Here is a 12,537-nt window from a genome sequence, read left to right on the forward strand (position 1 = left end):
ATGCCTATCGGAACCCGGTGACAACACCCCCCGGATCATCAATGACTGGGGGCATAAGTCATGCCGGGCCCGACGGGCCAGCAGTCCTGATCCTGTCACGAACCAGGGCTACTAAAAAGGTAACGGGACTTGAACTGATCCGTTCCCCCTCGCACACGAAATCGTGAATCGGCGTTCTGCCGCATGATTCCGCGGTTTCTGCGAGGCCCACCTGTGGATAACTGCACCGCGATTCACAACCTAGCAGCGTCGGTAGCACATGAGTTAGCACATGAAAGCGGGCCGGATCACGAGAAGCGGCCTATCCGATGGCCACGCCAAAGAGTGCCCCAATGGCGTATGTGGCGATCATGGTCGCTGAGCCCATGACCACGTTCCGGAGAATTGCGCGACCGCGCGGCGCGCCACCGAGCGCAGCGCTGATCCAACCGGTGAGGAAGAGGCCGATCACAACTGCGATGGCTGCGATCCAAACTCGGTGTCCGCCGACGGGGAGCAAGATCATGATGAGTGGGATCAGCGCTCCAACGGCGAACGCAATGAACGATGACACGGCGGCTGCCCACGGGCTTGTGAACTCTTCATGGTCGATTCCGAGTTCGACCTCTGCGTGAGCGGCGAGAGCGTCCGTCTCGGTAAGCTGCACCGCGACCTGATGTGCGAGGTCATCTGAGAGGCCCCGCTGTCGATAGAGCTCGGTGAGTTCTTCAAGCTCCTCCTTGGGCATGGTTTCGAGCTCCCACCGTTCTTTTGCGATGAGCGCTTTCTCTGTGTCGCGTTGGGTGCTCACCGAAACATACTCTCCGCCAGCCATTGAGAACGCCCCGGCAACTACGGCGGCGATACCGGCCGTCGCGATTGCCAGTACGTTGTTTGGTGTAGCGGCAGCGACACCGACGACGACACCCGCGGTAGAGACGATGCCGTCGTTTGCGCCGAGCACCCCTGCACGTAGCCAGTTCAAACGTTGGCCCACGTTCTGCAGGTGGGCTTCGCCGGGATGCGGCGTGGTGCTTGATCCGGATGCCATATTGTTCATTTCCTGTCTTGGGTCGTGCTGAAGTGAAGTTGTTCCGTCGATGCGACTGGTGATGATCGTGTGATTCGCTCAGATCGTGGGCCGACTGCACGGAGTGCGCCGAGGATGGCCACCAGGTCAACGACTTCTTGCAGCCACGCGCCGAGGAGTGCGGGGAGGAACCCGAAGGCGGCGATGAGCATGAGGCCGACGCTGATGATGATGCCGAGCCAGATGCTTTGCAATGCGATGCGCACGGTGTCTTTGCCGATGCTCACCGCGCGCGGCAGGGCCGAGAGTGTGTCGTAGCGGTTCACGATGTCCGCAGACTCCGATGCTGCGGTTGCACCGCGCGCCCCCATCGCAAAGCCAATATCCGCAGCAGCGAGCACTGGGGCATCGTTGAGGCCGTCACCGACCATGATGAGCGGGCGGGGCTGCACGCTACTGACAATGCGAACTTTGTCGCCGGGGCGGCACTCGGCGTGCACCTCGCCGATTCCAAGGTGCTGTGCGATGGGTTCGGCGGTGGCTGCAACGTCTCCGGTAACCATGAGCGTGCGCACGATGCCAAGTTCGCCCAGATCTTGGAGCGCTTGGCTTGCTTCTTCGCGCACTTGGTCGCGCATGACGATGGCTCCGGCGAAGCGGTCATCGACCGAGACGTAGATCGCGAGTTCCCCTGGAGCAAGGTCTGCCAGCACGAGGTCGGGCGCGGAATCGCGCACCCAGGAGGGCTTGCCGATACGAACCGTCACTGCCTCAGATGCGTCAGGAGTGCGGAGCACAGCCGCGACTCCGTTCGTCGCGATCTCCTCGGCATGTTCGGCTTCGATGAGCGACAGACCGTGCTGTTTCGCGGCCTGCACGACGGAGCCCGCGAGCACATGGGAGGAGTACACCTCCGCTGAGGCTGCGAAACGCAGCAGTTCGTCTTTGCCGGTGCGGGCGGCGGGCAGGATGCGTTCGAGCACCGGTTTGCCGGTAGTGATGGTGCCGGTCTTATCGAATGCCGCCGAGCGGGCTCGTGAAAGCTGTTCGAGAGTGCCGCCACCCTTCACGATCAGCCCGAACCTCGCGGCACGGCTCATGCCCCCGAGAAATGCGACCGGCGCGGCGATCAGCAGCGGGCATGGCGTCGCCACCACCAGCACCTCGGCAAACCGGACAGCCTCTCCACTGACCGCCCACGCGATCCCAGCGATCACGAGCGCGAGCACTGTGAACGGCACCGCGTACCGATCTGCGAGCCTCACGACTTTGGCTTTGCTGCCCGCGGCCTGTTCGACGAGCCGAACAATCTGCTGATACTCGCTCTCGGCGGCCGGAGCCGCGGCCCGCATGGTGACTGCGGCTTGTCCATTCACCGCACCGCTCGACACTTTCTCTCCCGCGTCACGCTCAACGGGCAGGCTTTCACCGGTCAATGACGACTCATCGAACACGGCGTGCTCGGAGACGAGGATCGAGTCCACAGGCACGAGTGCACCCGGCCGCACCAACAACAGATCACCCACCTCGACTTCTTCGACCGGTATGTCCTCGGTCGTGACCTCGGCAGTATGCCCGTGCATGTCCGCGCCGAGTGCGCTTGGGGCGAGAATGCGCGTGGCCTGCTGGGGTGCCTTACGCAGCAGCGCGGTCAGTTCCCGCTTCGAACGGTTCTCAGCGTAATCTTCGAGGGCCGCCCCGCCGGTGAGCATCAGCACCACCACGAGCGCCGCCCACGGCTCCCCAACGAGCACTGCAGCGGTGATTGCCGTCACCGCAAGAATGTCGAGCCCGGCGTGCCCTCGGATGAGCTGCCGGATCATCCCGACCGCCTCCCACCCGGCAATCACGAGCGCATACGCACCCACAATCCAGCTGGCCGACTCACTGGCCGGAGTCGCTAAGAGAACCAACCCGATCATAGCCACCAACAGTGTTGCGATCACGAGTGGATATGCCCTGACCAGAGATGAAAAACGGCTCATGCTTCAATCCTCCCAGGCGGGCACGCTTCTCGCATTGCAGGCCAGCCTCGTCTGAGTATCCGCGTAGCGCATTCAGAGCAGCAATGCCCCGGCTCCTGCGGCCCCGAGCACTACCGCCCATGCCGGTGTTTTCCAGGACGTGAGTGCGACGAACGCGAGTGCCGCGACGACGAGTGATGCGGCGTTCGTGACACCCGCGGTGAATACGGGGTCGTACAGCGCGGCGGCAAGCAGCCCGACGACTCCGGAGTTCACGCCCGTCAGCACACGCTGCACTCTCGGCGCACGACGCAACCGCTCACAGAAGGGCAGCACCCCCATCACGAGCAGCGCAGACGGCAGAAAGATCGCGAGCAGCGCAATGGATGCGCCGAGCAGCCCACTCGGGCCGCTCGTGGTGACCGCTCCGAGAAACGCGGCGAAGGTGAACAGCGGCCCTGGCACCGCCTGCGCGGCACCATACCCCGCGAGGAACGCACCCGGCTCCACCAGTCCAGTCTGCACTGTCTCAGCCTGCAAAAGCGGGAGCACGACATGCCCGCCGCCGAACACGAGCGACCCCGCACGATAGAAGGTGTCAATCAGGCCTACCGTGGCGTTGCCGGTGAACGCAGCAAGAATCGGCAACCCTGCGAGCAGCATGACGAACACAGCCAGGCTCAACCATCCGACTGCGGGCCGCAGGCGCACCCGGAAACGCGGTTCATCGTTCTCGGCCGTGCTCGGGGATCGACAGACGAAGAACCCCGCGATCCCGGCCAAGGCCATCGCGCCGAACATCGTCAGCGGGCCGGGTACGAGCAGCACGACAGTGAGCACCCCGACAGCAATCGTCGCTCGTCGCGCATCAGGCGTGAGTGACTTTGCCATCCCGAGCACAGCATGACCCACGACCGCGACCGCCGCAGCCTTCAGGCCCAGCACCCATCCAGCCTGCGATACGTCGCCAAGGGTCGATACGCCGAGCGCGAACCCGAACAGCAATACCGCAGATGGCAGTGTGAACCCGAGCCATGCCGCGACAAGACCGAGTATTCCAGCTCTCTGCAAACCGATCGCCATGCCGACCTGGCTTGATGCCGGGCCGGGAAGAAACTGGCACAATGCGACAAGATCCGCATACGCGCGATCACCCAGCCACCTGCGTCGCTCGACGAACTCTGCTCGAAAATATCCAAGATGAGCGACCGGGCCACCGAACGACGTGCACCCTAACCTCAAGAACACCAGAAGGACCAGCAATGGCGCGCCAAAGTCGGTTCGACGGCCACCTTCTGCGGATAACATTTCTTACTCAGAATGGGGCACCGTCCGGGACTGGCGCTACTCGCCGCGCTGCATTCACGCAGTGTTCACTCGCGGCTCAGAAGCCGTCACCGACTTACGCGAACCTTCCGTGTCGCACAGTGCGATTCTAAGATCGCTCTGCTGACTTCTGAATGAACGTATGTTACCGTGGTAGGTAACACAGTTTCTGTATTAGAAACATCAGGTGGTGGTCCTCATGCATGGCGGCGTGATCCTGTTCCGGAGAACCGGAGCCGACGCGCGCCGCTATGTCGAAGCTGACCGTTCCCGCGCTGACGATTACTACCTCGGGGACGACGCCTCTGTCGCGCAGTTCACGACCCTCGACAGTAAGGGCAACGTCACCGCTGCTCTCGGGCTCGACCCGGAGGCCTACGCCGGATGGGTGGACTGGGTGAACCCGGTCACGGGCGAGTCGATGGGAAAGCCGCGACTGCCTGGTCAGGGGCGGCAGGGATCGCCGCGGTTCGCGGAGATGGTCGTCAACGCCCCCAAGTCTTTGTCGATCGCCGCCGCACTCCACCCGGAGGTCTCCGATGCCCTCGACCTGGCGGAACAGGATGCCGTGGCGGAGATTCGGCGATGGATTGCCCAGCACTCCGTTACTCGCGTCGGCCCTCGCGGGAAGCAGGAGGTCGTGCCCGCCCGCGAGGTGCAGACGGTTGCCGTGTCGCACCGCACGAGCCGTGCGGGTGATCCGCATCGGCATATCCATTTCCAGATCGGCACCCGCGTGCAAGCGGCCGGGAAATGGCGCGCCTTGGATACGGCGGCGTTATTCAAGCAGCAGGGAGCGATCCGTGCCCTCGGCACCGCCGTCATCGCCGCGCACCCCGAGCTCGCCGAGGTGCTCGACCGGCACAGCCTCACCCTCGACACCATGACGGGTGAGGTGGTCGAGCTCGAACGGTTCAACCCCGTGATGAGCAAACGCGGCGAGCAGGTGCGCAAGCATCTGGAACGGTTCGAGGCCGAATGGGAGGCGGCGCATCCGGGCGAGACGATGGGGCCGGTCGTCTCCGCCCGCCTCGCGGCGAAAGCGTGGGCGCACGAGCGCCCCGCGAAGAAGACCACCACCCTGCACGAGGAACAGGCGTGGATCGCGGAGTTACGGGAGGCCGGCTACGACCCCGACACGTTGCAACGCCCCGCCCCACGTGCACGGGTATCGCTCGATGACCTCTCCGTGCAAGAGGTGGCGAGTCGTGCACTCGATCGCTGCGCGGCAGGCGGGTCGGCGTGGACGCGGCACAGCGTGCAGGGGCACGCGACTCGCGTCATGACCGACTACGGCGTGCACGCCACCCCTGCCGAGATACGCGAGTTCGTCAGTATCGCAACGGGGTTGGTGTTGGAGGATTGCTTATCGATCCTCCCGCCCGGCGCACCGACGCCCGAGCATGTTGCGCACCTCACGAGCGTGCGGGTGGTGCAGGCCGAGACCGAGCTGCGCGACCTCCTCACCCAGTGCGCACCGAAGCGCGAACCGCGTCACCCCGACCTGGACGAGACCGCGCACGCGCACGGTCTGGACGCCGGGCAGACGATCGCGGCTGCCGCGGTCGCGTCGCGTGATCCGCTTGTGGTCGTGGAGGGTGCGGCCGGTGCGGGCAAGACCACGATGCTCGGCGCTGCAATCGAGGTCGCAGCGCAGCACGGTCGGGCGGCTCGAGTCGTGGCGCCGACGTTGCGTGCCGCGCAGGTCGCGCACGACGAACTCGGCGTGCCCGCGACGAGTGTTGCAGCGCTCGTGCACGCCCACGGCTGGCGCTGGAACGACGACGGTGTTTGGACGCGCCTCACCCCCGGCGACACCGACCCCGAGACGGGCCGCACCTACAACGGCCCGAACATGGAGGCGCGGCTTGCGCGGGGTGAGCGGGTGATCGTGGACGAGGCCGGGATGCTCGACCAAGACACCGCCCTCGCCCTCCTCACCATCACCACCGAAGCGAAAGCGACGGTCGCGCTCGTTGGGGATCGTGCGCAGCTTCCCGCGGTCGGTCGTGGCGGGGTGCTCGACATGGCCGCGCAGATTCGGGGTCGCACGTTCGACATGGCCGAGGTGCACCGCTTCACCGACCCCGCCTACGCCGACCTCACCTTGCGCATGCGCGACGGCACCGACCCCGGCGATGTGTTCGACCGACTCAACGCCGAGGGGCTTGTACGGCTCCACGCCAGCGGCGAGGACGCGCACGCCCATGTCGCCCGGCAGCCGGAGGATGGTGAGGCGGTGACAGTGAGCACGAATGACGAGGCCCGCACCGTCAACGCCGCCATCCGCGAGGTGCGTGTCGCTCAGGGTGTCGTCGACGATACCCGCACCGTCTACGGCAGCGATGATCTCGCTATCGGGGCGGGTGATCTGATCCAGACGCGACAGAACGACTCCGGTATCGGGGTGGCGAACCGGCAGCAATGGATCGTGCAACACGTCGAGGACGACGGTGCGCTCCGCGTCCGCGAACACGGGAACGGGCGCAAACAGCAGCACACCGTCCGCCTACCCGCCGCATACGTGGCCGAGCACGCCCACCTCTCCTACGCGGCAACCTCCTACGGGGTCCAGGGCGCAACCGTGACGGGAGCGCACACGCTCCTCACCGACGCCACGAGCGCCGCGAGCGTCTACGTCGGCATGACCCGAGGCCGCGACCACAACCTGTTGCACGTGGTGGCGGAGAGCGAGGCGGATGCGCGGGCGCAGTTCATCGAGGCGATGGCACGCGACCGCGCCGACCGCGGCCTCACCACCGCCACACGGCGCGCCACGGAAGCCGTAGCTGGGCTGACCGACGACGGGCCGGTGAAGTTCGTCAACGAGAAGATCGCCGCGCTGATGCACCGCGCCCAGACCGCCGAGGTGCAGGCGGCACGGTGGCAGCAGGTCGGCACCGCCCTCGCCGACCTCCGCGAACGCGAGACGGCTAGCCGGGAAAGGGCACGCGCGGCCGAGGAGGCGGCAAGGCAGCGGGCCGTTGAGGTGCGTGCCGAGGTCGCCGCCCCGGTCGTATCAGCGGCAGAGGCGGCGCTGAGCGACTGGCAGGATGCCGACGCCGCCGAGCAGAGAGCAGCCGATCAAGTACAGGCGGTGTCGTGGTTCGGGAAGCGTCGTGCCCGCACCGACCACGAAACCGCGCAGGCTCGCGCCCAGCAGGCACGCCAGCATCTCACGGACGAGTGGGGCGGCCCGCCGAAGTGGATCGAGAACAGCGAGGCGTGGATGCAGCGCGTCACCGGGCCGTTGGTCGACGGCGACTCCCGCGTGACCGAGGCTGAGCGCGAGCACCGGGAAGCGCGCGACGCCCTGGTCGGTCGGCCCGAGCAGGCGCAGATGGCTCGGTTGGCAGCGTACGCGCGCGCGTTCGGCACTGAGAGAGTGCACCGCAATCGAGAGAACTACCTCAACGCCAATCCCGCGCAGCAGGCGGCGCGGGCGGCACAGGCGGCGAAACAGGCAAGGGAGGACGCCGAGCTGCTCGCCACCCTCACTCCTGCAGAGGCGACGGCGAGGATCGAGCAGAGCCAGTCTGAGCAGGCCGCGCGCGAGGCGCGGCGTGTCGAGCGGGAGCGCGCGCTTCTGCACGATGTCGAACAGGAGCACCGCACCACGCCCCGCCGCGAGGGACCGGGCCTGAGCTTCTAATCTGTCGTGAACGCGGCTACCGACGGTGGTCCTCGACTAGAGTTCCTTGTCTCTCAGCAGGAGGAAGCCGGGATTCCGGTTCCGAGTGTCTGCGGGTCTAGAGCTGCCGCGAGCATGGTCAGGATCTCGGGCACGATCGCGTAGTAGGCCCACTTGCCACGCTGCTCGCGGGTGACGAGACCGGCGTCGACGAGCTGCTTCATGTGATGGGAGACGGTGGGCTGGGAGAGGCCGACCGGCTCGGTCAGATCGCACACGCACGCCTCCCCGTCGGACTGCGCGGCGATCATCGACAACAACCGGACCCTGGTCGGATCACCCAGCGCCTTGAACATCCGCGCCAACCGCTGCGCGTCCTCGACCGCGAGCACACCGCCCGTCACCGGGGCGCAGCATCCTCCGGCATCAGTCGCGATCAGCGGTAATGAGGTCGTCATGATCCTGATCCTACGGCACGCATTGACAACTGTCGATACATCGAAGAGTATCAATGCGTAGAGATGCACGATCCCGAGGAGTAGATGATGAGCGAGAACACCGAGCTGCGCGAACAGATCCGCGCCCGCTATGCCCAGGCCGCGACCGCGGTCACCGGCGGCACCCGCAACGCCGACCTCCTGATCGAGGAGACGCCTGTCACCTCGTGCTGTTCGAGCGTGCCTGCTGCCGAGGGCACGGGCTCGGATTCGGGTTCGTGCTGCGCCCCGACCGAGCGGAGCTTCGGCGCGGGCCTCTACGACGAGGCCACCGCGGCCGGTCTGCCCCTCGAAGCTGTTGAGGCGAGCCTGGGCTGCGGCAACCCCACCGCGGTCGCCGAGCTCCACGAGGGTGAACGCGTCCTCGATCTCGGCTCCGGCGGCGGCATCGATGTGCTGCTGTCTGCCCGTCGTGTTGGGCCGACCGGGTTCGCCTACGGGGTGGACATGACTGACGAGATGCTCGCCCTGGCCGAGAAGAACAAGACCGAGGCCGGTGCGGAGAACGTCGAGTTCCTCAAGGGCACCATCGAGGAGGTGCCGCTTTCGGACGGGGCGGTGGATGTGGTGATCTCCAACTGCGTCATCAACCTCTCCACCGACAAGCCCGCCGTGCTCGCCGAGATGTTCCGCGTCCTCACCCCCGGCGGGCGGATCGGGGTCTCCGATGTCGTCGCCGAAGACCGCCTCACCCCCGGGCAGCGGGCCGAACGCGGCTCCTACGTCGGCTGCATCGCCGGAGCCCTCTCCCAGACCGAGTACCTCGACGGACTCGACAAGGCGGGGTTCACGGATGCGAGCGTGAAGTTCACCCACGAGGCCGCGGACGGGATGCACGCCGCGATCATCCGAGCCACCAAACCCACCAACTGAACTGACGAGGAGATAGAGCGTCCCGATGCCCGCACCCCAGAACACCACGAACACTCCAGCGCCTGCGGCTGCGGCGACGCGGCGGTTGTCGACGCTGGATAAGTGGCTGCCCGTCTGGATCGGGCTGGCCATGATCGCCGGCCTCCTCCTCGGACGCTTCATCCCCGCCCTGGCCGACGTGCTCGCCCGGATGGAGGTCGCGGGCATCTCGGTGCCGATCGGCCTGGGCCTGCTGGTGATGATGTACCCGGTGCTGGCGAAAGTCCGCTACGACAAGATCGCCGCCGTCACCGGCGACAAGAAGCTCTTGGCGTCGTCGCTGGTGCTGAACTGGCTGCTCGGCCCCGCGGTGATGTTCGCCCTCGCCTGGGTATTCCTGCCCGACCTGCCCGAGTACCGCACCGGCCTCATCATCGTCGGCCTCGCACGCTGCATCGCGATGGTCGTGATCTGGAACGACCTCGCCTGCGGCGACCGGGAAGCAACAGCGGTGCTGGTGGCGATCAACTCGATCTTCCAGGTCGTGATGTTTTCCGTGCTCGGCTGGTTCTACCTCACGATACTCCCCGGCTGGCTCGGCCTCGACACGCAGGGCTTGGACGTCTCGGTGGGGCAGATCGCCCTCAACGTGCTCGTCTTCCTTGGTGTGCCGCTGGTCGCGGGGTTCGCGACCCGGTGGATCGGCGAGAAGCACCGCAACCGCGAATGGTACGAAGAGAAGTTCATCCCGCGCATCGGGCCGTGGGCACTCTATGGACTGCTGCTCACGATCGTGCTGCTCTTCGCCCTCCAGGGCGAGGCGATCACGCAGAATCCCCTCGATGTGGCCCGGATCGCGCTGCCGCTGCTGGTGTACTTCGCGCTCATGTGGTTCGCGGGCCTCTTGCTCGGCAAGGGCATCGGCCTCGGCTACGCCCGCTCCACGACGCTGGCGTTCACCGCGGCGGGCAACAACTTCGAGCTCGCCATCGCCGTCGCCATCGGCACGTTCGGCGCCACCAGTGGACAGGCTCTCGCTGGGGTGGTCGGGCCGCTGATCGAGGTGCCCGTTCTTGTCGGTCTCGTCTACGTCTCCCTGTGGGCTGCACGCCGTTGGTTCCACACCGACCCCTACCAGACAGAAACGAGCCCCCGATGACCGCCGAAGCCATACCGTCCGTGTTGTTCGTCTGCGTCCATAACGCCGGACGCTCCCAGATGGCCGCCGCCTTCCTCACCCACATCGCCGCGGGACGCATCGAGGTTCGCTCCGCCGGGTCCGAACCCGCCGATCACCTCAATCCGGCTGTCGTGGAGGCGATGCGTGAGGTCGGCATCGACATCACGGCCGAGCGTCCGAAGCTGCTCACCATCGACGCCGTGGAGACCGCCGATGTGGTCATCACGATGGGCTGCGGCGACACGTGCCCGATCTTCCCCGGCAAACGCTACGAGGACTGGCAGCTCGACGATCCCGCCGGCCAAGGCCTCGACGCCGTGCGTGCTATACGCGACGACATCGCATCCCGCATCCGCGACCTCGTTTCTGAGCTCACCTGACACCAGATCGCGCCTATACAGAGGGCTCGTCTCTCGGATGGGTTGTCCTACCGTCCGAGGGTCGGCGGTTCGCGGCGGCTGGTCGGGCCAGGGTGTTCCGGCCAGTCTGGCAGTTCAGGCGGCGCTGCGAGCCGTCTTTGGGGCGGCAGTAGCCCGGTCGGTAGCACCCGTTCCAGAGGCTTCCGCCGTGCCCGCTGTTCCCGTTCCAGTTGACCGAGCGGCGCGCCGGGCGTCTGACTCAGGGTGCGAATCATGGTCTGCGCGTCACGTTGGAGACCGATGTAGGCCGGAGCGGTCTCCCGTCCGAGGTAGCCGGGGCGTGCCTGGGCTTTGGCAAAGACGGCGGCGTAGCCCTGCAACCAGTCAAACGCCTCGCGCACCCTAAATGGGCGGTGCTGTTCCCGGCGAAGCACGGCTGCCGCCTCAGCGGGCCGTTCCCAGTCCCCGGCGTCGGTGCGCGTGTTGTCGAACAGGAGCTGTTCGCGGGAGAACACCTGCATCCGTTGGACGTGCGGGAGCGCTTCGAGCGCGGCCACAACGCCCGCCGACTCCAACAGCGCGCTTTCGTGAGCTTGGGGCGGTGTCCAGCGACCCACGGCCGGGTATCCGGCGTCGAGGGAACGCATCTCCGCCGACAGTCGGGAGACCGCCGCCGGGGTCGCCACCGCGACGACCTCGACCCGGTACCCGGCTTCGGCGAACCGGGTCGCGGTGGCGGTGACCATGCCCACGTCGCGGAACGTGCCCTCCAACAGCACCGAGTACCGATGTGCGAGCGCGTGGTCCAGGGCCAGGCTGACGAGGCCGCCCGAGACGGGGGCGGTCGCGGCGGGCATCTCCAATGGTGCGTGATCGGCCAGGCGCGCATAGTCGGGGTGGTACTCGCGCAGATCATCTCCGGTGATCTCGACCAGATCATCGGCGGCGTGCTCGCGGAGGATCACTCGCTGTGCCCGTGTCTTTCCCGGCGCCGGTTGCCCGCCGAGGAGCACCAGAACGGGAGCTGCTTGGTCGGGAGCGTGCCCGGTAAAGAGTTCGTCGCGAACGTCAGCGTCGAAGGCCTGGGCGAGCCAGGCGTGGGAGCCGACCGGTTCGGTCACTCGGTGCCAGTGAGGGCGAGCTTTTCCAGCCGCCACACTTCGTCTTGTGCGATGAGCCCGGCCCGGTCGTCCGCGTCCAGTGCCCGGACCTGCTTCTTGACCAGGCGGCGTCGCGCCGCCCAGTGATCGCGCTCAGTATCATCGGCGGCGTCGTTCTTGCGGGTGAGGAGGATCGAGGAGAGCACCGAAGCGGTGTGCCGAGCGATGTCGTAGACCATCGCGTCGGAGACATGCTCGAAGTCCGCCCGCGCCTGCGGCGGCTGGGTCAGGATCGTGTCACTCATGCGCTCCTCCGTTCCTCATCTACTAGGAGTTTACCGCGGTCGACTGACCGTGCCCAGGGCGGTGGTGCCGATTCGGCACGCCCGGCAACGTCTCATCCGTCCTCGGGGCGGACATCGGCGAACAGGGCGAGGAACTTCTCGCGCGGGATCACGACCCGGCGGCCGAGCCTGACCGAGGGGATCGTGCCCTCGTTGATGCTCGTTGTGATCGTGCGGGGATCGACCCCGAGGGCTTCGGCGGCTTCTTTCCGGGTGATGACCAGGCTGCGCCGCCTGCGCAAGTCTTCCATGTCGAGAGTGCTCTGCCGCATCAT

The 12,537-nt window shown here is 66.5% G+C and carries 11 protein-coding genes; 4 read left to right on the forward strand and 7 right to left on the reverse strand.

The window, feature by feature from the left end; genetic code table 11:
- Positions 1–301 precede the first annotated feature (301 nt).
- The 3 genes from NQ036_RS06235 to chrA form a co-directional block, all read right to left on the reverse strand.
- Positions 302–1,039: a VIT family protein gene (locus NQ036_RS06235; protein WP_373456828.1), complete on the reverse strand. Its 738-nt coding sequence runs from the start codon at positions 1,037–1,039 to the stop codon at positions 302–304.
- Entirely contained in the window at positions 1,036–2,994 is a 1,959-nt protein-coding gene (locus NQ036_RS06240) for a heavy metal translocating P-type ATPase (RefSeq protein ID WP_257048963.1), read from the reverse strand. The genes NQ036_RS06235 and NQ036_RS06240 overlap by 4 nt, the downstream gene beginning before the upstream one ends.
- Before the next feature lie 72 nt (positions 2,995–3,066).
- Positions 3,067–4,281 carry a chromate efflux transporter gene (gene chrA / locus NQ036_RS06245; protein ID WP_257048962.1) on the reverse strand — a complete coding sequence of 405 codons (1,215 nt, stop codon included), beginning with the start codon at positions 4,279–4,281 and terminating at the stop codon, positions 3,067–3,069.
- A 205-nt stretch (positions 4,282–4,486) separates the two neighbouring features.
- On the opposite strand from chrA, the gene mobF reads away from it, so the two are divergent.
- The gene (gene mobF, locus NQ036_RS06250; RefSeq protein ID WP_257057726.1) at positions 4,487–7,951 is read left to right on the forward strand and encodes a MobF family relaxase; all 3,465 of its coding nucleotides are present in this window, start codon (positions 4,487–4,489) and stop codon (positions 7,949–7,951) included.
- A gap of 53 nt (positions 7,952–8,004) precedes the next feature.
- Here the strand turns inward: mobF and NQ036_RS06255 are convergent, their stop codons facing one another.
- The gene (locus NQ036_RS06255) at positions 8,005–8,388 is read right to left on the reverse strand and encodes a helix-turn-helix transcriptional regulator (protein ID WP_054682430.1); all 384 of its coding nucleotides are present in this window, start codon (positions 8,386–8,388) and stop codon (positions 8,005–8,007) included.
- Between the two features lie 87 nt (positions 8,389–8,475).
- Between NQ036_RS06255 and arsM the strand changes: the two genes are divergently transcribed.
- Genes arsM through NQ036_RS06270 form a run of 3 tightly spaced genes read left to right on the forward strand, consistent with a single transcriptional unit; the run spans position 8,476 to position 10,839 of the window.
- Positions 8,476–9,300 carry an arsenite methyltransferase gene (arsM, locus tag NQ036_RS06260; RefSeq protein ID WP_257048959.1) on the forward strand — a complete coding sequence of 275 codons (825 nt, stop codon included), beginning with the start codon at positions 8,476–8,478 and terminating at the stop codon, positions 9,298–9,300.
- Positions 9,301–9,325: 25 nt separating this feature from the next.
- Positions 9,326–10,438, forward strand: coding sequence for an ACR3 family arsenite efflux transporter (arsB, locus tag NQ036_RS06265; RefSeq protein ID WP_257048958.1), 1,113 nt, complete (start codon positions 9,326–9,328; stop codon positions 10,436–10,438).
- Positions 10,435–10,839, forward strand: coding sequence for an arsenate reductase ArsC (locus NQ036_RS06270; RefSeq protein ID WP_054682427.1), 405 nt, complete (start codon positions 10,435–10,437; stop codon positions 10,837–10,839). Before arsB ends, NQ036_RS06270 begins: the two co-directional genes overlap by 4 nt.
- Positions 10,840–10,886: 47 nt before the next feature.
- On the opposite strand, the gene NQ036_RS06275 is transcribed toward NQ036_RS06270, so the two are convergent.
- From NQ036_RS06275 to NQ036_RS06285, 3 genes are all read right to left on the reverse strand, one after another.
- Positions 10,887–11,939 carry a zeta toxin family protein gene (locus NQ036_RS06275; RefSeq protein ID WP_054682426.1) on the reverse strand — a complete coding sequence of 351 codons (1,053 nt, stop codon included), beginning with the start codon at positions 11,937–11,939 and terminating at the stop codon, positions 10,887–10,889.
- A complete protein-coding gene (locus NQ036_RS06280) occupies positions 11,936–12,223 on the reverse strand; it encodes a hypothetical protein (RefSeq protein ID WP_054682425.1) in 288 nt (95 codons plus the stop codon). The genes NQ036_RS06275 and NQ036_RS06280 overlap by 4 nt, the downstream gene beginning before the upstream one ends.
- Positions 12,224–12,315: 92 nt before the next feature.
- Entirely contained in the window at positions 12,316–12,534 is a 219-nt protein-coding gene (locus NQ036_RS06285) for a helix-turn-helix domain-containing protein (protein WP_054686942.1), read from the reverse strand.
- Between the last annotated feature and the right edge of the window lie 3 nt (positions 12,535–12,537).

Origin of the sequence: Brevibacterium sp. 91QC2O2, from assembly GCF_024580695.1 — a bacterium.
Classification (GTDB): domain Bacteria; phylum Actinomycetota; class Actinomycetes; order Actinomycetales; family Brevibacteriaceae; genus Brevibacterium; species Brevibacterium moorei.